Below are 22,222 nucleotides of genomic sequence, written 5' to 3' on the forward strand. Positions count from 1 at the left end.
TGAACGCGCGAGCCTAGCGGGGCGGGGCGGTCGGAGCTAGGGGACCCCAATGACCCTTATACTCGACCAGTTCGACCTCGATGCCTTTGTCACCGCGACGCTGGCGGAGGATCTCGGCGATCGCGGCGACATCACCTCGGCGGCGGTGATTCCCGAGGATGCGATGTTCACAGGGGTGATGGACAGCCGCGACGCGATCACCGTCGCCGGCCTCCCGATCGCCGAGGCGTTCTTCCGCCGGCTCGATCCAGACGTGGCGATCGAGCGGTTGGTCGAGGACGGTCAGAGCGTTCCTGGCGGCACCGACCTGATGCGGCTGCGCGGCAGGGCGCGCGCGCTGCTGACCGCCGAGCGTTCGGCGCTGAACACCGTCCAGCATCTGTCGGGCATCGCCACGATGACGCGCGACTATGTCGATCGCATGGTCGGCACCGACGCGGTCCTGCTCGACACGCGCAAGACGCTGCCCGGGCTTCGCGCGATCGAGAAATATGCCACGCGGATGGGCGGGGCGACCAATCACCGCATGGGCCTGTGGGATGCGGCGATGATCAAGGACAACCATGTCGCCGTGGCCGGATCGGTCGAGGAAGCGGTTCGCCGCGCCGTCTCGGCGGGGATCGGGCAGATCATCGTCGAGGTCGATGCGATCGACCAGATCGAGCCCGCACTCGACGCAGGGGCCACGCACCTGCTGCTCGACAATATGGCGCCGCCGACGCTGCGTGAAGCGGTGGCCATCGTCGGCGGGCGCGTTCCGACCGAAGCGTCGGGCGGCGTGCGTCTCGACACAATTCGCGCCATTTCGGAGACAGGTGTGACCTTTGTCAGCGTCGGTCGCTTGACCCAGTCGGCACCTGCCGCCGATATCGGTCTCGACTTCGTTCAGGACTGAGGATCGGATCGATGGGCACGCGCATTCCGGCACTTGCGACCGCCATGCTGGCGGTGATGACCCCCGCAATGGCATCCGCCCAGGCGCTGGTATGCCGCCCGCCGGCCCGGCCGGACATTCCGCGACCCGACCTGCCCAGTGCGTCGCAGCCCAAGCGGGTGGTGCCGATCGGATCCTATACGCTCGCGCTGACATGGAACCCGGGATATTGCCGCGCCAATGGCGGCGATGCCGACAGCCGGTTCCAGTGCGGCGGCGGCAACCGCTTCGGCTTCACGCTGCACGGACTGTGGCCCGACGGTCGCGGTCGCGAATGGCCGCAATATTGCACCAGCGCAGAGATCGTGCCGCCCCAGGTCATCCGCGAAACGATGTGCTCGACCCCGTCGGCTCAACTGATCCAGCATGAATGGGCCAAGCACGGCACCTGCATGGGCGTGACGCCCGGCGAATATTTCGGAACGGCGCGGCGCCTCTATTCGGCGCTTCGCTATCCGGACATGAGCGCGCTGTCGCGCCGGCCGTTGACGGTGGCGGGGTTCAAGCGCGCCTTTGCCAGTGCGAACCCGGCGGTGAAACCCGGCGCGATCCGCGTGACGCTGACGCGCGACGGCTGGCTCGACGAACTCTGGCTCTGCCTCGACACGCGGATGCGCTACGAAAGCTGTCGCGCGGGAAGCGGCGGCGCACCGGACCGCGCACGGGTGAAGATCTGGCGGGGCGGCCGCTGAGCCGCGCGGCTTCACTTCAGGTCGATGGTCACCGTCGACGGGTGGTGCTTGTCGAGATGCTTGCGGATGATCCGCAGGTTGCGGGTGTTCGACCGGAAGAAGAAGTCGGGAATGATACCGACCACCGGAATCAGGCCCAGCAGCCAGTCGAAGCCGACATTCCCCGCCATCCGCACCATCGCGCTCTTCGGCATCTTCAGATTGCGCGCTTCCCAGACCATATAGCCGCCCAGCGCAGCGGCAATGAAGCTGCCGCCCACCGGGATGATGTCGAGGATCACGTCGAGGCCGACGGTCTGACGCGTGCCGGGAATGACGAAGCTGCGTTCGAGCAGCTTTTCCATCGTTTCCACCCGAGCCCGTACCGATGCCGCGTCATTGCCCAGCATCGCCTTGCCGATCAGACCCGAATGCATCCGCGTCGTCTTCGCCATCGTCTATTCGACCTCGTTTCGCAGGTGGTTCAACGGGTGCCAGGCCCGCGTGTTCCCCTGCCAGCCGGTTACCCGCGGGGTCACGATCGACCAGCGGAAGGGCTGTGCGATCGGAATATAGGAAGCGTCGTTGGTCAGTACGAGATCGGCCTCGGCAATTCGCTGGGACCGGCTCGGCAGGTCGACGGCATCGCGCGCGGCCTCGATCGCGGCCGTCGCCTCCGGTGAGCAGAGGCGGCAGGCCGTCACCAGAAACCAGCGGCCGCTGTCATAAGCCGCAACCTGGTCGATCAGCTCGAGATCGGCGGGCTCGCCCAGCGCCACCCGTTGCGGGACGATGCCGATGTTCAGCATCGACTGTGCGATCGCCGCCCAGGCAAGTGTCGATCCCTGGCCGGGCGGAAAGGCGATGCGCAGACGAAGCTTGCCGGGGTGTGCGCGTTTCCACGCAATGACCACCTGCTGTGCGGTGATGAGGCGCCCGATTCCCGGAATCGGACCCCAGATCGGTGACGCCGGCGCCCGTGCGGAATCGAGCTTTTGCGGCATCAGCGTCTCGACCGGCTTCCAGTCGGGATGGAAGGCTCGGGTCAGCGCGTCGCGGTCCAGCGCCATCGCGATCGCGTTGCGATTGGCCGCCTCGGCCAGGAAACCGTCGCGCGACACGACCGCCAGGCCGAACAGGCCCAGCGCGGGATCGAGCCTCAGCCGCTCGGCGGGAATGCCTGCGGCCCAGACGAGCGGCCATTCGGCGTAGGTCCCGCCCAGTACCGCATCCACATCGCCGTTGCGAAAGCGGGCGACGGCGCGCGCGGCACGCTCGCCCCGAAGCAGAACCGGGGTCGCGGCGATGGGGCGGGGTCCTTCCTCTTCCACCGCCGCTGCCGGATCGCGTGCCGGGGTCAGCAGCAAGGCGTCGCCGCGTCGCTGCGCGACCATCGGCCCGCTGCCCAGCCGGCTGCTGCCGGCGGTGCGGAACACCGCGAGTTCGGGCTGGGCGAACAGCTTCAGCAGGTCGGGGCGGGGCCGGCGCAGGCGGACCTCGATCACCTGCGGCGTCATCTCGACGATTTCGTCGATGACCGCCAGGAACGGAGACAGGCTGTTGCCCCCTTTCGCCTGAGCCGCCTTTCGCAGCACCCGCACGACCTCCGCCGCGGTCACCGGCGATCCGTCGGACCAGGACGCGTCGCGCAGTCGGAAGATGTAGGACAGGCCGTCGTCGGTGACGGTCCAGCGCTCGGCCAGGCCGGGCTCGATCTGGCCGGCGCCATCGAAGCGGACCAGACCCTGGGCGGTCGCCGCCATCAACGCGCGGTCCGGCGGGCCCAGCGGGGCGGTGTCGGGGTCGCCGATCCGGGCCGGATCGCCGATCACGCTGACGACGATCGGCTTGCCCTCCTGCCGGCTGTCCTCGCACGCGCCCACCGAGAGGGCGAGCGCGGAAACAAGAAGGGCGCGGATCATCGAAGGCTCCGGTTGGCGAATGGCCGGAGGTGTATGAGCGGGGAGGGGCGTTGGCAACCGACGCCGCCCGCGATGCCGTCACGCGTGCGCGGCGCGCTTCATGGTGCGGACGGCGGGACTCGAACCCGCACGCCCCGAGGGGCAGAAGATTTTAAGTCTCCGGCGTCTACCGGTTCCGCCACGTCCGCATCCGGCCCACGCAAGCGCAGGGCAGCGAAATCGTCAACCGTCAATCAGTCGACATTCAGGCGCGCGCGCATTTCCTTGCCGGGCTTGAAATAGGGAACGCGCTTCGCATCGACATCGACCGTCTCGCCGGTCCGGGGATTGCGTCCCGTGCGGGCGTCGCGGCCGCGCGTGGAAAACGCACCGAAGCCGCGGAGCTCGACTCGGCCGTCTTCGGCCAGTCGCATGACGATCTCGTCGAAGAAGACCGACACGATTTTTTCCACCTCACGGATCGACAGGCCGGGATTATCCTCGGCGAGTGCCTGTACGAGTTCCGAACGGATCATCCCGAGATACCTCCCATTGGCGTCGCAGAAGACTCTCCACGACGACCACCCCTCGGTCGCACCGTTAGCGCACATGGGATTTGCATCAAGGCGCAGATGACCAGAATCTAACAAAAATCAACAAAAGTTGGGGGACCGGCGGGTGCCGATCCCCCCAACCGGATCAGTTCTTCTCGTTGCGGGCCTTCAGGGCCTCGCCGAGGATGTCGCCCAGCGACGCGCCCGAGTCGGACGAGCCATACTGCGCAACGGCCTGCTTCTCTTCGGCGATCTGCATCGCCTTGACCGAGAAGGTCGGCTTCTTCGAACGATCGAAGCCGGTGACCATCGCGTCGAACTTCTGGCCGACCTGGAACCGCTCCGGACGCTGCTCGTCGCGGTCGCGGCCGAGATCGGTGCGCTTGATGAAGCCGGTCGCGCCATCGTCGCCCGCCTGGACCTCTAGGCCCGCGTCGCGGACTTCGAGAACGGTGACGGTGATGATCGAGTTCTTGTTCAGCTTGTCGCCAGCCGCCGGCGAGGCGACGCCGCCGCGCTCGAGCTGCTTCATGCCGAGCGAGATGCGCTCCTTGTCGGGTTCGATCGCGAGCACGACCGCCTTAACGGTTTCGCCCTTCCGATGCAGGTTCAGCGCGTCTTCGCCGGAGATGCCCCAGGCGATGTCCGACATGTGGACCATGCCGTCGACGTCGTTGTCCAGGCCGATGAACAGACCGAATTCGGTCGCGTTCTTGACTTCGCCCTCGACTTCCGAGCCGACCGGATGCTCGGCTGCGAAACGCTCCCACGGATTGGCCTGGGCCTGCTTGAGACCCAGCGAGATGCGACGCTTTTCCTCGTCGACCTCGAGCACCATGACTTCGACTTCCTGCGAGGTCGAGACGATCTTGCCCGGGTGAACGTTCTTCTTGGTCCAGCTCATCTCCGAGACGTGGACCAGGCCTTCGATGCCCGGCTCCAGTTCGACGAACGCACCATATTCGGTGATGTTGGTCACGCGGCCGCTCAGCTTCGCGCCCAGCGGATACTTGGCCGATGCGCCATCCCACGGATCGCTCTCGAGCTGCTTCATGCCCAGCGAGATGCGCTGCGTGTCGCGGTTGATGCGGATGATCTGCACCTTAACCGTGTCGCCGATGTTCAGCATCTCGGACGGGTGGTTGACGCGCTTGTAGCTCAGGTCGGTGACGTGCAGCAGGCCGTCGATGCCGCCCAGGTCGACGAACGCACCGTAATCGGTGATGTTCTTGACGACGCCGTCGATAACCTGGCCCTCGGCCAGCGACTGGATCAGGCCCGAGCGCTGCTCGGCGCGGGTTTCCTCGAGCACCGCGCGACGCGACACGACGATGTTGCCGCGCTTGCGGTCCATCTTGAGGATCTGGAAGGGCTGCGGAATGTCCATCAGCGGCGTGACGTCGCGCACCGGGCGGATATCGACCTGCGAGCCGGGCAGGAACGCCACGGCGCCGTTCAGGTCGACGGTGAAGCCGCCCTTCACGCGGCCGAAGATCACACCCTCGACGCGGGCGGTCTTGGCGAATTCGGTTTCCAGCTTGTCCCAGGCGGCTTCGCGGCGGGCGCGGTCGCGGCTGAGCATCGCTTCGCCATTGGCGTTCTCGACGCGGTCGACATAGACCTCGACTTCGTCGCCAACCTTCAGGTCGGCCTTCTGGCCGGGGGCGGCGAATTCGCGAAGCGGCACGCGGCCTTCGCTCTTCAGGCCGACGTCGATGACGGCCAGGTCGTTCTCTATGCCGGTGACGGTGCCGATGACGACGCGGCCTTCAAAGCCGTCCGCTGCGCCAAGGGTCTGTTCGAGCAATGCCGCGAAATCGTCGCGGCTCGGGTTCGGCGAAGTAGCCATAAGAGGTTCAATCCCAACTAACAGTGTTTCCGGCCGGCTGGTTGGTTCCAGCGGTCTTTAAAGGCCGAAATGCCGCGGCGGCCCCATGCCGGACGCGGCATCCTTTGCGCCATGAGCCGCGAGGGAAGTCCCATACGCATCGAAAATGCGAAAAGGGCGCGTGGGTCTTGCCCAGCACCTTCCCCCGCGAGTCACGGCTCGCAGGATGGGCGCGCACATAACGTGTGGCGGTGCGCGAGGCAAGGCGCGGCATCGACGGCGCCCGACGCTATTTCAGCTTGAACGCCTTCCACGCCTTGAACCGGCCGGTCGGCTGCGGCGTGCCGTCCAGCCGTTCGACGCGGATGATCGTCACAGGCTTGAGGATCATCTGTCCGCGCATCGCGCCGTCGCCACCGCCCGAAGGCTTGGCAAGGATCCGCCTGGCGACGTCCATGCCGGCGATGACGCGGCCGAACGCGGCATAGCCCGGATTGCCCGGCCGGGCATCCAGGCTGGGATTGGCGCCGATCATGATCGAGAAATTGCCGTTCCCGCTATTGGGATTGGCGCCATGGGCCATCGAGACCGCGCCATCGACATGTTTCAGCCCGGTGGTGCTGGTCGGCTCGAGCGGTAGCGGATCCAGCATCCGCCTTGCCTCGGTCCCGATGCCGCCCTGGACGAAGCCGAGCTTCGGGTCGGAGGTCCGGCGGGCGGCGCGATAGAAGCGCGTGTCCTCGAAGCGGCCATCGTCGACATATCGCATGAAGTTGGTCGTGGTCTTCGGCGCGCGGCGCGCGTCGAGTGCGAGGGTGATGTTGCCCTCGCTGGTTACGATCCGCACCCGGACCATGCCGGGTACCGGGCGCCCCTGATCCACCGGTCCGGCTGCGGTCAGGCCGAGCAGCATCAGCGCGGCGAGTATCGGGAAGCGTATCATCGGTCCAGCCTCAACTGGCGGCGGGGGTCTTCGCCGCCATCCGGGCCTCGACCAGTGCGATCGCGCGCTGGACCGCCGCGTCGATCGACAGGAAGCTGGTGTCGAGCAGCGCCGCATCCTCGGCCTGCTTCATCGGCGCATCGCTGCGCTTCGTGTCGCGCTCGTCGCGGGCGCGGATGTCGCCCAGCACCTTGTCGATGCTCGCCAGGATGCCCTGCTTGCGCAGTTCCAGGTGGCGGCGCTGCGCGCGAATCATCGGCGTCGCCTTGACGAACAGCTTCACGTCGGCGTCCGGCGCGATGACCGTGCCGATATCGCGACCGTCGAGCACGGCACCGCCGGGCTGATGCGCGAACTTCTTCTGGCGCAGCAGCAGCGCGGCGCGGACCAGCGGATGGGCGGAGACGATCGATGCCGCCTTGCCCGCATCCTCGGTCTTCAGCGCCGGATCGTCGAGGAGGCTATCGTCGAAGCTGCAGGAGGCGACGGCATCGGCCTCGTTCGACGGGTCCAGGTCGTTCTTCAGCACGGTCGCGCCGACCGCTCGGTACAGCAGGCCGGTGTCGAGATGCGGCAGCCCGTAATGCTTCGCCAATGCGCGCGCGATCGTTCCCTTGCCCGAGGCTGCCGGTCCGTCGACTGCGATAATCATGGAATACAAGGTGAACTACTCGGTCAGGGCGTCAAGCGTCGGATAGAAATTGGGATAGCTGGTCGCGACGGGCGCAACATCGTCGATCGTGACCTCGTTGCGCGAAACGAGTCCAGCCACGGTCATGCTCATCGCGATGCGGTGGTCGAGTTTCGAGGCGATCCGAGCGCCGCCTGCCAGCGGTTCGCCGCCCGAGCCCTGGATCGACATCCCGTCCTCATGTTCCTCGACCGCAACGCCGATCGCGCCCAGCGCCTCGGCCATGACCGCGATGCGATCCGACTCCTTGACGCGCAGCTCATGAGCGCCGCGGGCGACCGTCCGGCCCTCGGCACAGGCGGCGGCCACGAACAGGACCGGATATTCGTCGATCATGCTGGGCGCCAGCTCCGGCGGCACCTCGATCCCGGTCAGCGGGGCGTGGCGGACGCGCAGGTCGGCAACCGATTCGCCGCCCACCTCGCGCAGGTCCACCGACTCGATATCGGCACCCATCATCCGCAGTGCGGTGACGAGCCCGGCGCGGGTCGGATTGAGGCAGACGTTGCGAATCAGGATGTCGGACCCCGGCACGATCGATGCGGCGACCATCCAGAAGCCCGCCGACGAGGGATCGCCGGGGACGGTAATCTGCTGCGGCTTCAACTCGGCCTCGCCGCGGATCGAGATGATCCGGCCGTCGGGACCTTCCTCGACGGTCAGTTCGGCGCCGAATCCCTTCAGCATCCGCTCGCTGTGATCGCGGGTCGGCACCGGCTCGATCACCCGCGTCACGCCCGGCGTGTTGAGGCCGGCCAGCAGGACGGCGGACTTGACCTGGGCCGAGGCGACAGGAAGGCGATATTCGATCGGCACGGCAGGGCAGAGGCCGCGGACCATCAGGGGCAGCCGGCCGCCGGGACTTGCGTTGAACTCGGCGCCCATCTGCGACAGCGGCTCGATCGCGCGCCCCATCGGGCGCGACGACAGCGATGCATCGCCGATGAAGGTCGCGGTGATCGGGTGGCTGGCAACCAGGCCCATCAGCAGGCGGGTCGAGGTGCCCGAATTGCCCATGTCGAGTGCCTGGGCAGGCTGCATCAGCCCGCCGACGCCGACGCCGTGCACGCGCCAGACGGCGTCCTCGCCGCGCTCGATCGTCGCGCCCATCGCCCGCATCGCGGCTGCGGTGGCCAGGACATCCTCGCCCTCCAGCAATCCCTCGATCCGGCTTTCGCCGACGGCGAGCGCGCCGAACATCAGCGAGCGGTGGCTGATCGACTTGTCCCCGGGGACGGTGACGGTTCCGCGCAGCGGTCCGCGCGCGGACAGGCTGAGGGGGCGGGGAGGGGTGGCAGACATGGCCGCGGCTTTGGCAGGGCGGTGATGGCAAGGCAAGGCGCGCGCGCCGCGATATTCGCCCGGTGCGGCGGGTCCGCCAGGGCCGCCGCCGGAGATCCGCGCCAAGCGGCTTTGACAGCGCCCTTGCGCTATGGCAATGCGCCCACCACTTTCCGGGACCTATCCCGAAATCCAGTCATTTTGAAAGGCAAGAGGCGACACATGGTGAAGCCGGAATGGGGCACGAAGCGTGGTTGCCCGAAGTGCGGAACGCGATTTTACGATCTGGGCAAGGACGACCCGGTTACGTGCATCAGCTGCGCCTTCACCTGGGAGCCCGAGCCCATCCTGAAGTCGAAGCAGCCGCTGCCGTTCGAGCAGGTCAAGGCCGACGAGAAGAAGACGGATGACGCCGATCTGGGCGACGATCTGGACATCGGCGCGGACGACGAAGAGCCGTCGGCCGACGACGACGTCGATCTGGGCGGCGACGACGACCTGGGCGTCGAGACCGTGAAGGACGAAGACGAGAATTGATGTGGATAATTGGCAAGCGGTGAAAAAGCCGCTTGCCAACCCGGCAAGGCCCTTCTAGAGGGCACGCCTTCCCGGGGTTTTGGGGCCGTAGCTCAGCTGGGAGAGCGTCGCAATGGCATTGCGAAGGTCAGGGGTTCGATCCCCCTCGGCTCCACCAAACCCCGCGAATTCCCGAGTGGAATTCGCCCTGAACGGGCAGATCCCGAACGCCTGAATCCGTTCCGATACCTTGGCGCTTCCCCAGGTTTTCCATCGCGATCAGACCCTGTGCGATCGCGCGCTACATTCAGCCCTGGCCCCCATCAGTCGGTGCGTTCCGGCATCGGGTCCTGTTCCTCGTCGCGAGGGTGCGTGAGGCCGATCGGATCGATCATGCGTACCGCGATGCGTGGTCACGTCCGGGTCCGATCCGGCAATGATCGGCCTCGGCGTTCATTTTTGCGGCAACGGCGGCTTCCCCGAATCCGACTTGCCGACAGAAAACCGTCGCCAAATCGGCCAATCTTCATGAAGATCACAAATTATGTGGTCGATTTATAAATAGAATTTGCCGGAATATTCGCATTTATTCGACGAGGATGCGGTTGTGGTCGCGCGAATATCTGTTCCATAATCGCTGGTATTCTTTGAATTCAGTTGGATTATTGAAACAATTTGGCATGCTCACCGGCGACTAAGCAAAGTCCTGTCGGGGGAGAGGGGCATGTCGAACAAGATCAGCCGCGCCGAATATCTCGAATCGCATCCCAATGCCTCGGCATGGGCCGAACTGGCGGACGCAACGAATGCGCAGATGCGGATCACGCCGGGTCCGGTCAAACTCGAAGAAGGAAGCTTCGCGGGCAAGCGCGCGCTTGTTCTGGGTGCGGGCGTGGGCGGACTGACGACGGCGTATGAGCTGCTGTTTCACCGCACCGGAATGCAGGTCACCGTCCTGGAGGCCCAGAATCGGACCGGCGGACGCTGTCTCTCGCTGCGGACGGGCGACACCCTTACCGAAGACGAGGACGACGCGCTGTTCGGATCGAAGCCGGGCGAGACGCAGGTCGTCCGGTTCGAGTGGCCGGTCGGGGACGCCGAGCCCTATCTGAATGCCGGTCCCGGACGCATTCCCTCGGCCCACAAGCGACTGCTCAATTACCTTCGCGAATTCGGCGTCGAGGTCGAGGTCTATGTGATGAACTCGATGTCGAACCTCGTCCACATGAACAAGGGACCGCTGAAGGACGCGCCTCGGGTCTATCGCCAGATCGACCACAATCTGCGCGGATGGCTGGCGCAGCTGGTTCACGATCATGCCGCCGAACTGCTCGATGCGCCCAGCCTTGCCATTCCCAAGGGCGATCAGGCGCGGCTGGCGGAGCAGTTCAGGTCGCTGATGATCAGCTTCGGCGAGTTGGACCAATATGGGCGCTACGCGCCGACACCGGGGACCGCGGGCTTCGAAAACGCAATTTCGCGCGCGGGCTTCGATGTGCTTCCGGGCGTGGCCGCCGGCGAGATCGCGACGGCGATCAAGCTTCAGGATCTGCTGGCTTCCGAATATTGGAAACAGACCCGCTTCTATCAGCCGGCCGATTTCCTCTGGCAGCAGACGATCTTCCAGCCCGTGGGCGGGATGGATCAGGTCCAGCGGGCGTTCGCCCGGAAAGTGGCGGAACTGGGCGGGACCATCCATCTCAACAGCCCGGTGACCTCGATCGAATGGGATGCGAAGCATCGCGAGTTCGTCGTCCAGGTCGCGAAGATCGGTACCGAGGAAACGATCGAATATCGGGCGGACTATTGTTTCTCGAACATCGCCATGCCGTTCCTCGAGAAGCTTCTGTCCGACGACCTGCGATCCGGCGGAGACAAGAGCGGATTCGAACTCCCGTTCAAGCAGGGGCTGGACGCGGTGTTCGCCGCACAGGCCAGGCCACGCCAGAACGAGAAGGGCGAGTATCAGGACAAGTTTCTGGCCGTGACCACCAAGGTGGGATGGCAGGGCGACCGGACGCTCTGGCAGGGCAAGCTGATCACGCACGATCACGAGAAGTCGCTGAAGCTCACCACGATGGTCGCGCCCGAAAGCGAGGAAGGCGTCGTGCCGATCTTCGGCGGCATCAGCTGGACATCGCACGACATCGTCCAGATCTGGTACCCCTCCACGGCCTATCACGATCGCAAGGGGGTGCTGACCGGCGCCTATAATTTCGGCCAGACCGCGTGCGACTGGGGCAGAAAGACGGTCGGTGAACGGCTCGACCTGGCGCGTCAGGGCGCTCGGCAATTCGGCAAGAAATTTGGAAACGGTCTGCACGACGGCGTGGCCATCGCCTGGCAGAACATGCCCTACATCAAGGGGGGATGGGCGTACTGGCAAGCGGTCGGCAACGACCAGGATGCGGCCCGGCACTTCAACAATCTCAGCCAAGGCACCGGCATTCACGATGCCAGGGGCAAGCTGTCCGACCCGATATTCTTCGTCGTCGGCGATCAGCTGTCCTCACTGCCCGGGTGGCAGGAGGGCGCGATCGCCGCGGCATTGAACGCCCTGACGCGCATGGCGCGGCCCGATCTGGAGATCCCGCATCTCGCGAAACTGCCGGATACGAGACTCCTGGTCGAAGGCATTTGATCCGAAATCCCTTTCAGAACGAGCGGAGAAGCAGCGATGGTGATCAGCAGAGCAACCCTTGCCGCCTTGAAGGACGGTGGCCGCGTCATCCAGGCAGCCAGTGAGGGGGACGAACTTCTCGGCCCGCTCGCGTTGCTGCCCGGCGTGTGGAAGAATGAAGGCGGGCTGGAAGGGCGGGGGTGGAACATGATCGCCCTGCCGTTCGAGACCCGTCCGGGCTCGGAGCTCGACTATCGGCTGCTCCTGAACCAGTATAATGAAACCCTCGTCTTCGACCTTGTCGACAAGGGCGTGCCCAATCGCGGGCTGACGGCATTGGGCGTTCAGGCCGACCAGTCCCTGGTGGCGCTGGATTACGAGCAGGTCACCGATCAGATCGCGACGGCGGATTTTCCGCGCAGCACCGTCCTCGGACCGACCCGTCCGCCGGGAAACACCATTCATCACGAGCCCGGGCTATGGCTCAACATGCTCGATCAGGTCACCGACGGGTTCGACATCGCCAGACTGGGAAGCGTGCCTCACGGCGACGCGCTGCTCGCCCTGGGCCGAAGCGTCCCGACAAGGGATGGGCCGCCCGACATTCCCGATATCATCGGCTTGCCCCTGAAGGTGGAACAGAATCTCGAGAATCCGTATCTCGCGCCGTACAAGCATTTTCACGATAATCTGTTCGAGGGGCTGTTCGACCCGGTTCACCCGGCCGAGCTGCTCAAGGCTGCCAACCAGGAGGTCGAGATCCTCCGCACCACGACGCTGGCGGTAGACACCGAGGTCGAGACCGGCGGGATCCACAACATCCCCTTCATCGTCAAGCAGGCGAACGCATCCGCACTTCGATCGACCTTCTGGATCCAGGAGCTTGCGGAAACCGACGACCTGGGCAGGCCGAAGCTCCGGCTCCAATATCTTCAGATCGTGATGCTCGATTTCGATTCGCGGACAAGCGGTCTGCCGGGCCGAATCACATGGCCGCATGTCTCGATCAACACGATGCACAAGGTCGAGGATGCGCCGCGAGAGAAAGTGCAACTGCTCGCGAGCCGTTGACGGCCGTCCATCGTTCCATGTGATCCCTGGCGGAGGCTTTGGTACCATCCGCCAGGGAAGCCAGGCTCGTTCAGGGAGCCTCGGGGGTCGTATAGGCGCCTTTCGCCGCATCATAGCGCCACACGCTGGCGTCGCTCGCCTTTGCGGCGCGGACCTTGCCGCCGGCGACGGGAAGCGTGCCGGTCAGATCGACCTTGATATCGGGCCATTGGCCGGTCTTCTGGCCGGTGAGAGTGAGACTGGCGCGGGTGACGAAGCAACTCCCGGGCGCCGACTCGCGATCGCAGCCCACATCATTGTCGGTGGCGCCGACGATATTGCCGCCGAACAGCCAGCGACCGGACTTGTCGGGTGCGGAGCGGAAGATCGCATGGGCGTGGAGCGTCTGCCCCTCGCCCGCGAGCATCCGGTTGGGATAGCCGACCAGCACGCCGTCGCTCAGCGGCTTGCTGAAATACTCGCCGGTATCATCCTCCATCGGCGGGTTGCCGGTCCGGCTGGCCGCATAGATTGCGCCGAAGTCGAGCTGGCGCGTCAGCAGCTGCCAGCTGCCGTTCTTCAGCTCATAGGTCACCTGCGACAGGCCCAGCTTGGTGTCGGGAGGAACGAAGTCCGGAAATCCCGCGGCCGGCTCCGCGGTGGCGATAGCGGTGTACCATTTGCGGCCGTCGACGATCGTGTCGAAGCTGATCCAGTAGGTGAGTCGCTTGTTGCCGACGACGCAGGATTTCTCCTGCGCCTGAGACTTGCACATCGCGGTCATCAGGTCGTCGTAGCGCGGCGGGTACGGATCGTGGCTCCGCTGCGCGATGGCGCTGCCGGGCATGGCCAGCATCGACAGGGCGGTGGCGAGATACAGGGTCTTCATGGTCATGCTCCTCAGCTCACCGAGTTCAGATAGTCGCGCCAGCCCTTCGCCCAATGGGCCCGATCCTGCACGGAGGCCGACTTGACCGAGCAGATCGACAGGCCCGGGCCGTCGCTGTCGGGCGCGAACGCCTCGCAACTCCAGGTCGCGGCGGGAAGCTGGCGCGGCCAGGAGGTCAGCACGCTGACGATGCGGTTGTCGTTGATGCCGACCATCATGTCGAAATCGTCATCCGCATTGGTTGCCGACCAGGAACAGAGACGCTCGAAACCGGGAAGCGGCCCATTGGGCGGCGCGCAGCTGTTCGTACCGCCGATCACGCCCAGAAACGCCTTTCCGCCCGGCGTCCCGACATCGAGATCCTTCGCCGCCAGCCGGCCGAGCGCGACGGTGCCCCGATCGGGTGTCGTCTGTGCCGACGCCGCCGCCAGTGTAGAGGCCGCCAGTGCGGCAATTGCCGCAAGTCGAATCGAGGTGCGAACCCCCGCACGAACCATGATACGCATACCGAACTGCCTTCCTCTGCTCGACCCGTTCCCGATCCGCCGTCCAGGCTCACCGCCAGGAGACGCCGGAACCATGCTCGAAGCCGGGAGCATGGCCGGACCGAACACCCGAGTCCAGCGGGAGTACCCATTAATTGATCAGTCGATAATTAGTTCCGCGGCGGAATTTGCGAGAGCCTCTTGTCGGGCACCAGGGGCGATCACCACGCAGTCAGGCACGTTAGTAATCGCTGCTCAATTATGGTCGACGGCGCGGCTTTCCTGTATTAACAGCTGGTTATGGGACGCCGATCGGATCACACCCGCCCCGAGATCGAGCAGATGCTGGTGGTCGAGGGGCACAAGCACCTGGCGGAAGTCGGGTTTGCCCGCTTCTCTGGCCGGGAAGTCGCGAAACGCATCGGTTATTCGATCGGTACGCTCTATAACGTGTTCGGCAGCTACGATAATTTCATCGTAGCGCTGAACACCCGCACGTTCCAGATCTGGGCCAAGGATCTGCGTCGCGCACTCGATGCCTGCGAAGGCGACAGGATCCGCTGCCTGGTCGAGAATTATTTCCGCTTCGCGCGCGAGAACCGCAATCTGTGGCTCGCGATCTACGACCATCACCTGCCGGTCGACTATGTCATGCCGGAGGAGCATGACTGGCTGCGCGGCGAGCTGACCCACATCGTCGTCCATGAAGTGACGGTCGCGCTGCCCGACTCGGCCGCTGCCAGGGCACCGAAGCTGGCCCGGTCGCTGGTCGCCACGGTTCACGGCCACTGCCTGTTCGACCTGAGCGGCAGCTTCACGCTGATGGGCGAGGACGAGCCGGTCGAGATGGCGCTGGGTCGGGTGCGCGATACGCTGGCGGCGGCGGTGGCCGACGCCAGCGATTGACCCGCACCCGATCCGCGCCTCTCAGGGGCGATACCGCTCCAGCCAGATCGTCCGCAGGATCGTCTGGTCGAGAATGCAGCTGCTGTAGTTGATCGCGGCCGCGGATCCGCCATCCTCGGCACCGGAATCGTCGCGGCACCCGGCGTCGCGCTGGACGATCCAGTCGCGCTGCAGCGCGCGCAGCGCGGTCTTCTGCGCCGGATTCAGCCGCCCCATGACCGCGCGGTAGGTCTGGTTCAGCTTCGCGTCCTGGCGCATATTCTCGGCACCGGTGCAGTCCATGATTCCCGCAGTCACGCCCTTCGCGGCATCGCCGCTGCTGATGCAGCGTTCAAAGGCGGGGGTGTAGCGTTTGTCGACCTCCGCACGGGACTGGCCGTGCACGGGAACGGCCGTTGCCGCCATCACCATCATCATGATCGAACTCGACACCGTCATATCATCTCCATTCCCGGACAACCGGGATCAACCATCGCCGCGCTAGAACGCGGCGCGACCCGTCCGGTGCCATGACCATCCTCGATAAACTGAACGGTGTCTATATATTCGTTGATGTGTGTCGGACGCTTTGATAGCAATCGCCCCGGCCGCGTATCCGGCCAAAAGGAGGCGACTGCATGCGTAAACTGATCCTCTTCGTGTCGGCGATGATGATATCATCGGCAGCGATTGCCGAAGTTCCCGGGGACGACCACCCGCTTCTGCCGCGCTATGAAGGTGCGGAGATTACCGGCTATCGCGCGCCGTCGCAGGACACCGTCCTGATTCCGACCGGCCGCGTCGGCGATGCCGAGGCCCCCCGGCTCTCCCGGCAGCTGGACGGCGTCGTGACCCATATCGATTATGCCGTGCGGCCCGCCCTCGCGACGGCCCAGGTCGGCAGCTATTACGCCAATCTGCTCCGCGCCGCGGGCTTCGAGACGATCTTCTCGTGCGTCGGCGAAGCGGCATGCGGCGGCGGGATGGGCGCGCTGATCTTCAATTCGGGCAAGGTCGCGCCGGTCGGACTGGCCGACGGCCTGTTCGGCGATCGCATGCGCGTCATCGTCGCGCGGCGCGACGCCGACTGGGTCCTGATCCACATCTATGAAGGCCCGGACCGCACGACCATCTACGAGACCGTGGTCGAGAACGCTGCCTGACCGACGCAACGGCCGCGCCGGGCGGTTGCCCGGCGCGGCCCGATGTCACGTACAGCTGACGTCATATCCCGCGACGGGGCGGTCGCCTTCGCCAACGGTGGTCACGCTCAGCGTGCCCGCCGCACCGCCATAGGTGAAGCGGCAGAAGCCGAAGCCGGTACCCGAGCAATCATCGACTTCGGTCACCCCGTTCGCGACCAGTTCGCCGACGGCACCCGAATCCTCTCCTGATGCCTCGCGTTCGCCGGGCGTCCAGCCGTGCCTCGCCAGCCTGGCGCGCGCGGTCGCGATCGGGACGCCGTACAGATTGGGGACCTCTGCCTTGCCGCCGCACACGGCGTCCTTTTCCGCCATCGGGATGGCCGCGATCGTCCCGGTCGCGTCGGCGACCAGATCGGCGAAAGGCTGGGACAGGAAATCGCCGTCCCACAGGCGCAGCCGGTCGTCGCCAAGCGTCTCGATCCGGGCGAGGGATCGTGGTGAGCCGGGCTTCATCCATGCCAGCGCGGCAAGCTTACCGTCCTTAAAAAGGGCGACATTCCCCTTGCCGAGCAGGCACGATCCGCTGGTGCCCCGTTCGAACGAGCCGACGAAGCTGACCGCCTGATAGTCGCCGACCTTCGCCTCTCCGGTCACGCCCCAGCCGCGCTCGGCGACCTCTCGCCCGGCCGCGGTCTTGGGATCCGACAGCAGGTGAGCGCAGTCGTCTCGCGCCCCGGCTTCGGCAGGCGCCTTGGGCAGGTCGCCGCTCGCCGAGATCATCAGGCCCGAAATCTTGCTGGTCAGACGCGGTGCCTCCTTGCCGCCGGAGGCGGGGGAGGGTGCAGGCGATGGTTGGGCGACGGCGTTGCCGGCTTCGGGTGTGGGTGACGAGCATCCTGCGAGGATGGTGAGGGTCGCCGCGACGCAAGGCGTGAGGATGTAGCGCATGGTTGCTCCGGTCATCGATGAGAAGTTAGGCCGCAGCCGGTGGTTGAAATGCCCTGGGGCAAGCCATCGTCGGGATTTTCCAAAAACGATCCGTACCGGCTTCCACTCTCGGATTGATACTGCCGCACATCGCTGCGCCAACTATTGAACAGTGTCAATAATCGCATGGCCGTCGATGTCCGGAGCCGGGGTCAGGCACGCGAGGCGGGTGCGTGTCGCCATGCCGTGGCAGCGCTGACCGTATCCTGGTCGAGATGGAGATAGGCGGGATCGAACCCGGCAATGGCGGCGAGGGCGGCCCAGTCCGAAATCTCGACGCGGCGATTGCCGATCGCGACGAATCCGGTCGAGCGAAGATCCTGGAGCGTCCGGTTGACATGGACCGGGGTCAGCCCGAGCGCATCGGCGAGGTGGGACTGGGTCGCCTCGAACGCGAACCGGTCGCGCTTGGCGACCCCGGCATGTTCCAGCCGGGTGCCGATCTCGCACAGCAGGTGCGCCATGCGCGCCTTGGCATCCAGCCTGCCCATATTGGCCATCCACACCGACTGGATCGATGCATCGACGACGCAATCGCGCCAGAAGGCCTCGACGATCGCGGGGTAGCGCTTGGCGATGCGACGCAGATCGTCATGGGGAATGCGCAGCACCACGACGTTGGACAATGCCTGGAGCGCACCATCCGCACGCGGGACCACGACCGAATGCAGGTCGCACATATCGCCGGCGACATACATTGCGGTGATCTGGCGCCGACCATCCACCATCTGGACGAAGCGGCCCAGCATGCCGTCCACCACCAGACAGGATTGCTCGACCAGTTCGCCGGGAGAGACGATATCGGCATTGCCCCGGGCGCGCTGGATCGTCGCGGGCAAGGCCAGCAGCGCCGCCGCCTCGTCATCGCTCAGGGGTGACCGCCGCGAGACGCGGGAGATGAACCTGTCCAGAGCTTCCGAGGTCGAGACCGTCAACCGCTGCATGCCGAGCCGCCCTTCATTGCGTTTGTCGGGCGATATCGCCGGTCACGGGCACCCGGCATATCGGCGCCCGATTCGGTCATCGTTTCACGGGTTGAAACATCGCAACGATATCCCGGCATTCCCCTTGAATGCTTTCAACCGATGAAGGTTGCGCAGGCTGCGCCCGCCCGCCCGTGTGAGGGCGGCGTTCGATCAGGATGCAGCGCGCAGGTCGCGGAACCGCACGAGGCGGCCGGCATCCTCATCCCACAGGACCAGCCCCACCGATCGGACGCTTTGCGCGATCGTCATGCGGTTCACGTCGGTCAGATGCGGCACGTTGCGAAGGACCTTCGACAGCCGGTAGAAGGGGATTGCACTGCACAGGTGGTGAATGTGGTGGACGCCGATATTGGCGGTGAACCAGCGCAGGACCGGCGGAAGCACATAGTGCGAGCTGCCCATCAACGCCGCCTCATGGAAATTCCAGCCCGGCCCGGCCTGCCAATAGGCATCCTCGAACTGATGCTGGATGTAGAACAGCCACACCCCGACCGAGGCGGCGATCAGCGTGATCGGAAGCTGGATCATCAGGAACGGGCCGATCCCGATCACCCAGGCGAGCCCGATCCACAGCAGCGCGGCCGCCAGGTTCGTGCCCATCGTGCTGATCCAGGGCTGCCAGCCCGCGCGCATCAATCCCACCGGCACGCGGTGCTGCAGCAGGAAGACATAGGCGGGGCCCAGCCCGAACAGGACGATCGGGCTGCGATAGAACCGATATCCCAGCTTCCCCCAGAAACCGAGCGCCGCATATTCGCGCACCGTCAGGGTCGCGACATCGCCGATGCCGCGCTTGTCGAGATTGCCGGTGCCGGCGTGATGCATCGAATGGGTGCGGCGCCAGTAATGATAGGGCGTCAGGGTCAGGACGCCGATGACGCGGCCGGTCCAGTCATTCGCCCGTCGTCCGCGAAAGAACGAGCCGTGGCCGCAATCATGCTGGACGAGGAACAGGCGCAGCAGGAACCCGGCAGCGGGCACTGCCAGCGCCAGCGTGATCAGATAATGCAGGTCGAGCGACAGCCACATCAGCACCCACAACACTGCCAGCGGCACGGCGCTGACGATCAGTTCGAACATCCCACGACCGGTATCGGCGCCGCGAAAGGCAGCGACGTCGCGGGCGATGGTCTTGAAATCGAGAGCAGGGCGGGCGGGCAGGGTGGCGGTAATCGAGGCGGAAGTCATTGAGGTGGCGGGTGCCTTGCTCTGGAAGGGAACAGGGAAAGGATGTCGGAACCCTTCGGTTCGCGATCGGGCCTGTAGCCGATTTATACGAAAGCTGTGACGGAAAGATGCCACCTGCGAACGATGACGAAGATTTAACCCGGGCTGGCCGGATTGGTTGCCTCGCTCTAGGCAGTTTGGTGGAACTGCGCGGATCATCGGGTGTCGAACAAGCTGGAACAGGCCAATCGCGATCTGCAAGCCGCGCGCGACCTGCGCAGCGGCGGCATGACCTATCGCGAAATCCGTCGTCGCCTTGGCCTGACCGTCAGCCAGCTGGGCCGGATCCGGCGCGCGCTCAAGCGCGAGCGTGCCGGACTCACCCGCCTGCGCTCGACGGAGGGCGCGAGCAGCCGGGACCTGCCGATCAGCCGGTCGACCCTGCCATCCGGCCTGCGCAGCCTGCTGGGCGCTGCCGGCATTCGCACGCTCGGGGATCTGGCGGACCGGTTCGACGAGCGCGGCATTGCCGGGCTGAACGTCATCGCCGGGGTCGGGCCGCATCGTGCGCGGCTGATGACCGACCTGCTCGCGCGCTATGACCTGTGGCCGGGCAGCGCGGACCTTCGCGCCGAAGTCGAGCGGCTGTTCCCCGAATTCGCCGAACTCGTGCCGGGCAGTGGACCTGCGGACCGCGACGCTCACGACGAGGATTGAGGATTATCTGCGCTTCCGGCCGGTTCCGCGCGTCATCGGATCGGGCTTGGGCGGCGGTTTCCAGCCCGGCGGCGGCGTCATGCGCTGCTGGCTCGTGCCCAGGCCCATCGCGCCCGGCTGTTGCCGCACCAGCCCCGTCGTATCGGCAGCGCCCGCATCCTCGCTCGATGCGCCGCCGCGGATCAGGTTGATCCGGTCGCGCAGCTCGCGCGCGCGTTCGAAGTCCATCGCCTCGGCGGCGTCCTCCATCTGTTTCTGAAGATCGGCGATCGACTCGGGCATGGGTCCTCAACGTCATATCGTGCCCAAGGCTCCGCTGGCTGGCGTCAGCCGCGATAGCGCGTTTCCAGCAGGTCCAGTTCGCGCGTCAGCTTCTGCGCGATGCTGCTGCCGACCCGCCGTTCGAGCGCCAGGCTGCGAAGGGCGGCGCGCTCGGCCTTCAGCCCGACAAGGCGCAGGTCGCGCTCCAGCCTATCCTGCAATCGCGCCTCGGCCGAAGCCTTGGCCCCCTGGCTGCGGCTCTCGATCCGGTCCCGGTACAGGTCCATGATGCGGCTGCCGGCGGCGGCATAGAAGTCCGCATCGCCGCGCTGCTCGGCCAGGTCGTGCTGGGCGCGTTCGATCGCACGGATCGCCGCCTCGGCAGTCGCGACGCGGGCCATGTCCTCTTCGGCCTGTCGCGAGGGTTCGGCGGGCATGGTGAGCCCCTTCAGCAGGATCGGCAGCGCGATGCTGGCGATCAGCAGCGACAGGATGATCACGCCGGCGGCGAGGAAGATCGCCAGGTCGCGGGCAGGGAAGGGACTGCCATCGTCCAGCACCAGCGGCAGGGTGAGCACACCCGCCAGCGTGATCGCGCCGCGAACGCCGGCGAAGGACATGGCGGCGATCAGCCGCCAGTTCGGGCTGTGCAGCGGCTGCGCATCTGCCTGGCCGCGCTTGCGCAGCAGGGTGAGCCGCAGCGACACCCACACCCAGGCGAAGCGCAGCGCCGCCAGGCCCAGCACGATCGCGACGATGTAGATGGCGAGCCAGCCGGTGCCGTGATGGCCGGTCACCCGGACCGTTTCCGCGGCGCCGGCGAGGATGCCGGGAAGCTGCTCGCCCAGCAGCACGAAGATGATGCCGTTCAGCGTGAACTGGATCGTGTCCCAGACCGAGTTGCGGCGCATCCGCGTGCTCGCCATCGCCTGGCGGGAGATTTCGGCGAAGGTCATCGTCACGCCGGCCGCCACCGCGGCGAGGATGCCGGAGGCGTGGAGGTGCTCGGCGATCAGATAGGACCCGAACGGGATCAGCAGGCTGACCAGGATCTGCGATCCCGATTCCTCGCCGAAGCGCTTCGACACCCAGGCCTTGGCGCGCGTCGCGACCAGCGTCACGGCGATGCCGACGACGATGCCGATTCCGGCGACCCACAGGAAATTGAGTGCCGCCTGCGATGCGGAGAAGGTGCCGGTGAGCGCGGCTGCGACGGCGAAGCGCAGGCACACCAGTCCCGACGCATCGTTGAGCAGCGACTCGCCCTCCAGGATGTGCATCATCCGGCGCGGGATCGGTACGCGCGCGGCGATCGCCGATACCGCGATCGGATCGGTCGGGGAGACGACGGCGGCAAGCGCGAAGGCGACCGCCAGCGGCATCGCCGGGATCATCCAGTGGATGAAGAAGCCCATGCCGATCACCGTCAGCAACACCAGGCCGAGCGCGAGCTCGAACACGGTGGACATATCCTTGAGCAGCTCGTCCTTCGGAATGCGCCACCCGTCGAGGAACAGCAGCGGCGGCAGGAAGAGGAACAGGAAGAGCTCGGGATCGAGGTCGACCTTGTGCTCGGTCGACAGGCCGATCGCCGCCCCCAGCGCGATCTGCACCAATGGCGTCGGTAACGAGACCGGCAGCATCCTCGACACCGCACCGCTGACGACGACGGCGAGGAGCAGGAACAGGACGATGGAGACGGTTTCCACGT

At 65.9% G+C, this 22,222-nt stretch carries 23 protein-coding genes and 2 tRNA genes; 9 read left to right on the top strand and 16 right to left on the bottom strand.

The annotated features are described in order from the left end of the window. Positions 1-49 precede the first annotated feature (49 nt). The gene (nadC, locus tag TPR58_RS06420) at positions 50-895 is read left to right on the top strand and encodes a carboxylating nicotinate-nucleotide diphosphorylase (protein ID WP_346245797.1); all 846 of its coding nucleotides are present in this window, start codon (positions 50-52) and stop codon (positions 893-895) included. Between the two features lie 11 nt (positions 896-906). Beyond that, positions 907-1,626, top strand: coding sequence for a ribonuclease T2 family protein (locus TPR58_RS06425; RefSeq protein WP_346245798.1), 720 nt, complete (start codon positions 907-909; stop codon positions 1,624-1,626). A gap of 11 nt (positions 1,627-1,637) precedes the next feature. On the opposite strand, the gene TPR58_RS06430 is transcribed toward TPR58_RS06425, so the two are convergent. The 8 genes from TPR58_RS06430 to aroA form a co-directional block, all read right to left on the bottom strand. Beyond that, entirely contained in the window at positions 1,638-2,060 is a 423-nt protein-coding gene (locus TPR58_RS06430) for a DUF4112 domain-containing protein (protein ID WP_346245799.1), read from the bottom strand. Between the two features lie 3 nt (positions 2,061-2,063). Continuing rightward, positions 2,064-3,527: an ABC transporter substrate-binding protein gene (locus TPR58_RS06435; RefSeq protein ID WP_346245800.1), complete on the bottom strand. Its 1,464-nt coding sequence runs from the start codon at positions 3,525-3,527 to the stop codon at positions 2,064-2,066. 101 nt (positions 3,528-3,628) lie between these two features. Further along, positions 3,629-3,715 (bottom strand) — tRNA-Leu (locus TPR58_RS06440). Positions 3,716-3,760: 45 nt separating this feature from the next. Beyond that, entirely contained in the window at positions 3,761-4,042 is a 282-nt protein-coding gene (locus TPR58_RS06445) for an integration host factor subunit beta (RefSeq protein WP_346245801.1), read from the bottom strand. A 163-nt stretch (positions 4,043-4,205) separates the two neighbouring features. Continuing rightward, entirely contained in the window at positions 4,206-5,909 is a 1,704-nt protein-coding gene (gene rpsA, locus TPR58_RS06450; protein WP_346245802.1) for a 30S ribosomal protein S1, read from the bottom strand. 268 nt (positions 5,910-6,177) lie between these two features. After that, the gene (locus tag TPR58_RS06455; RefSeq protein ID WP_346245803.1) at positions 6,178-6,831 is read right to left on the bottom strand and encodes a peptidylprolyl isomerase; all 654 of its coding nucleotides are present in this window, start codon (positions 6,829-6,831) and stop codon (positions 6,178-6,180) included. A gap of 10 nt (positions 6,832-6,841) precedes the next feature. Continuing rightward, a complete protein-coding gene (cmk, locus tag TPR58_RS06460; protein WP_346246047.1) occupies positions 6,842-7,483 on the bottom strand; it encodes a (d)CMP kinase in 642 nt (213 codons plus the stop codon). 15 nt (positions 7,484-7,498) lie between these two features. Then, positions 7,499-8,824, bottom strand: a complete 1,326-nt coding sequence (gene aroA, locus TPR58_RS06465; protein ID WP_346245804.1) for a 3-phosphoshikimate 1-carboxyvinyltransferase — start codon at positions 8,822-8,824, stop codon at positions 7,499-7,501. A gap of 201 nt (positions 8,825-9,025) precedes the next feature. Between aroA and TPR58_RS06470 the strand changes: the two genes are divergently transcribed. From TPR58_RS06470 to TPR58_RS06485, 4 genes are all read left to right on the top strand, one after another. Further along, positions 9,026-9,340 carry an FYDLN acid domain-containing protein gene (locus TPR58_RS06470; protein ID WP_346245805.1) on the top strand — a complete coding sequence of 105 codons (315 nt, stop codon included), beginning with the start codon at positions 9,026-9,028 and terminating at the stop codon, positions 9,338-9,340. A gap of 81 nt (positions 9,341-9,421) precedes the next feature. After that, a tRNA-Ala gene (locus TPR58_RS06475) sits at positions 9,422-9,497 on the top strand. A gap of 546 nt (positions 9,498-10,043) precedes the next feature. After that, positions 10,044-11,960 carry a flavin monoamine oxidase family protein gene (locus TPR58_RS06480; protein WP_346245806.1) on the top strand — a complete coding sequence of 639 codons (1,917 nt, stop codon included), beginning with the start codon at positions 10,044-10,046 and terminating at the stop codon, positions 11,958-11,960. A gap of 36 nt (positions 11,961-11,996) precedes the next feature. Beyond that, entirely contained in the window at positions 11,997-13,010 is a 1,014-nt protein-coding gene (locus tag TPR58_RS06485) for a heme-binding protein (protein ID WP_346245807.1), read from the top strand. 70 nt (positions 13,011-13,080) lie between these two features. On the opposite strand, the gene TPR58_RS06490 is transcribed toward TPR58_RS06485, so the two are convergent. Further along, positions 13,081-13,878, bottom strand: a complete 798-nt coding sequence (locus TPR58_RS06490) for a hypothetical protein (protein ID WP_346245808.1) — start codon at positions 13,876-13,878, stop codon at positions 13,081-13,083. A gap of 11 nt (positions 13,879-13,889) precedes the next feature. Continuing rightward, entirely contained in the window at positions 13,890-14,384 is a 495-nt protein-coding gene (locus TPR58_RS06495; RefSeq protein ID WP_346245809.1) for a hypothetical protein, read from the bottom strand. A 279-nt stretch (positions 14,385-14,663) separates the two neighbouring features. On the opposite strand from TPR58_RS06495, the gene TPR58_RS06500 reads away from it, so the two are divergent. Next, positions 14,664-15,269, top strand: coding sequence for a TetR/AcrR family transcriptional regulator (locus TPR58_RS06500; RefSeq protein WP_346245810.1), 606 nt, complete (start codon positions 14,664-14,666; stop codon positions 15,267-15,269). Positions 15,270-15,290: 21 nt separating this feature from the next. On the opposite strand, the gene TPR58_RS06505 is transcribed toward TPR58_RS06500, so the two are convergent. After that, positions 15,291-15,707, bottom strand: a complete 417-nt coding sequence (locus tag TPR58_RS06505) for a lysozyme inhibitor LprI family protein (protein WP_346245811.1) — start codon at positions 15,705-15,707, stop codon at positions 15,291-15,293. Between the two features lie 179 nt (positions 15,708-15,886). Between TPR58_RS06505 and TPR58_RS06510 the strand changes: the two genes are divergently transcribed. After that, positions 15,887-16,411: a hypothetical protein gene (locus tag TPR58_RS06510; protein WP_346245812.1), complete on the top strand. Its 525-nt coding sequence runs from the start codon at positions 15,887-15,889 to the stop codon at positions 16,409-16,411. Between the two features lie 45 nt (positions 16,412-16,456). On the opposite strand, the gene TPR58_RS06515 is transcribed toward TPR58_RS06510, so the two are convergent. The 3 genes from TPR58_RS06515 to TPR58_RS06525 form a co-directional block, all read right to left on the bottom strand. Further along, positions 16,457-17,341, bottom strand: coding sequence for a hypothetical protein (locus tag TPR58_RS06515; RefSeq protein ID WP_346245813.1), 885 nt, complete (start codon positions 17,339-17,341; stop codon positions 16,457-16,459). A 191-nt stretch (positions 17,342-17,532) separates the two neighbouring features. Continuing rightward, positions 17,533-18,324: a Crp/Fnr family transcriptional regulator gene (locus tag TPR58_RS06520; protein WP_346245814.1), complete on the bottom strand. Its 792-nt coding sequence runs from the start codon at positions 18,322-18,324 to the stop codon at positions 17,533-17,535. Positions 18,325-18,516: 192 nt separating this feature from the next. Beyond that, entirely contained in the window at positions 18,517-19,554 is a 1,038-nt protein-coding gene (locus TPR58_RS06525; RefSeq protein WP_346245815.1) for a fatty acid desaturase, read from the bottom strand. Positions 19,555-19,755: 201 nt separating this feature from the next. On the opposite strand from TPR58_RS06525, the gene TPR58_RS06530 reads away from it, so the two are divergent. After that, entirely contained in the window at positions 19,756-20,250 is a 495-nt protein-coding gene (locus tag TPR58_RS06530) for a hypothetical protein (protein ID WP_346245816.1), read from the top strand. Between the two features lie 3 nt (positions 20,251-20,253). Here TPR58_RS06530 and TPR58_RS06535 read toward each other — a convergent pair whose 3' ends face one another. Both TPR58_RS06535 and TPR58_RS06540 read right to left on the bottom strand, forming a co-directional pair. Beyond that, complete coding sequence (locus tag TPR58_RS06535; RefSeq protein WP_346245817.1) at positions 20,254-20,532, bottom strand: UvrB/UvrC motif-containing protein; 279 nt, start codon at positions 20,530-20,532, stop codon at positions 20,254-20,256. A gap of 44 nt (positions 20,533-20,576) precedes the next feature. After that, positions 20,577-22,220 (bottom strand): Na+/H+ antiporter, encoded by a 1,644-nt coding sequence (locus TPR58_RS06540; RefSeq protein ID WP_346245818.1) that lies wholly within the window; start codon positions 22,218-22,220, stop codon positions 20,577-20,579. Between the last annotated feature and the right edge of the window lie 2 nt (positions 22,221-22,222).

It is taken from the genome of Sphingomonas rustica (assembly GCF_039652585.1).
Taxonomy (GTDB): domain Bacteria; phylum Pseudomonadota; class Alphaproteobacteria; order Sphingomonadales; family Sphingomonadaceae; genus Sphingomonas; species Sphingomonas rustica.

Bases quoted from the DNA above. Each gene is read 5' to 3' on its own strand.
- TPR58_RS06495 (WP_346245809.1), bottom strand. From the start codon at position 14,384: ATGCGTATCATGGTTCGTGCGGGGGTTCGCACCTCGATTCGACTTGCG.
- TPR58_RS06480 (WP_346245806.1), top strand. From the start codon at position 10,044: ATGTCGAACAAGATCAGCCGCGCCGAATATCTCGAATCGCATCCCAAT.
- TPR58_RS06525 (WP_346245815.1), bottom strand. From the start codon at position 19,554: ATGACTTCCGCCTCGATTACCGCCACCCTGCCCGCCCGCCCTGCTCTC.
- TPR58_RS06485 (WP_346245807.1), top strand. From the start codon at position 11,997: ATGGTGATCAGCAGAGCAACCCTTGCCGCCTTGAAGGACGGTGGCCGC.
- aroA (WP_346245804.1), bottom strand. From the start codon at position 8,824: ATGTCTGCCACCCCTCCCCGCCCCCTCAGCCTGTCCGCGCGCGGACCG.
- TPR58_RS06435 (WP_346245800.1), bottom strand. From the start codon at position 3,527: ATGATCCGCGCCCTTCTTGTTTCCGCGCTCGCCCTCTCGGTGGGCGCG.
- TPR58_RS06505 (WP_346245811.1), bottom strand. From the start codon at position 15,707: ATGACGGTGTCGAGTTCGATCATGATGATGGTGATGGCGGCAACGGCC.
- TPR58_RS06520 (WP_346245814.1), bottom strand. From the start codon at position 18,324: ATGCAGCGGTTGACGGTCTCGACCTCGGAAGCTCTGGACAGGTTCATC.
- TPR58_RS06510 (WP_346245812.1), top strand. From the start codon at position 15,887: ATGCGTAAACTGATCCTCTTCGTGTCGGCGATGATGATATCATCGGCA.
- TPR58_RS06455 (WP_346245803.1), bottom strand. From the start codon at position 6,831: ATGATACGCTTCCCGATACTCGCCGCGCTGATGCTGCTCGGCCTGACC.
- TPR58_RS06490 (WP_346245808.1), bottom strand. From the start codon at position 13,878: ATGAAGACCCTGTATCTCGCCACCGCCCTGTCGATGCTGGCCATGCCC.
- rpsA (WP_346245802.1), bottom strand. From the start codon at position 5,909: ATGGCTACTTCGCCGAACCCGAGCCGCGACGATTTCGCGGCATTGCTC.
- TPR58_RS06535 (WP_346245817.1), bottom strand. From the start codon at position 20,532: ATGCCCGAGTCGATCGCCGATCTTCAGAAACAGATGGAGGACGCCGCC.
- nadC (WP_346245797.1), top strand. From the start codon at position 50: ATGACCCTTATACTCGACCAGTTCGACCTCGATGCCTTTGTCACCGCG.
- TPR58_RS06445 (WP_346245801.1), bottom strand. From the start codon at position 4,042: ATGATCCGTTCGGAACTCGTACAGGCACTCGCCGAGGATAATCCCGGC.
- TPR58_RS06515 (WP_346245813.1), bottom strand. From the start codon at position 17,341: ATGCGCTACATCCTCACGCCTTGCGTCGCGGCGACCCTCACCATCCTC.
- TPR58_RS06430 (WP_346245799.1), bottom strand. From the start codon at position 2,060: ATGGCGAAGACGACGCGGATGCATTCGGGTCTGATCGGCAAGGCGATG.
- TPR58_RS06470 (WP_346245805.1), top strand. From the start codon at position 9,026: ATGGTGAAGCCGGAATGGGGCACGAAGCGTGGTTGCCCGAAGTGCGGA.
- TPR58_RS06500 (WP_346245810.1), top strand. From the start codon at position 14,664: ATGGGACGCCGATCGGATCACACCCGCCCCGAGATCGAGCAGATGCTG.
- cmk (WP_346246047.1), bottom strand. From the start codon at position 7,483: ATGATTATCGCAGTCGACGGACCGGCAGCCTCGGGCAAGGGAACGATC.
- TPR58_RS06425 (WP_346245798.1), top strand. From the start codon at position 907: ATGGGCACGCGCATTCCGGCACTTGCGACCGCCATGCTGGCGGTGATG.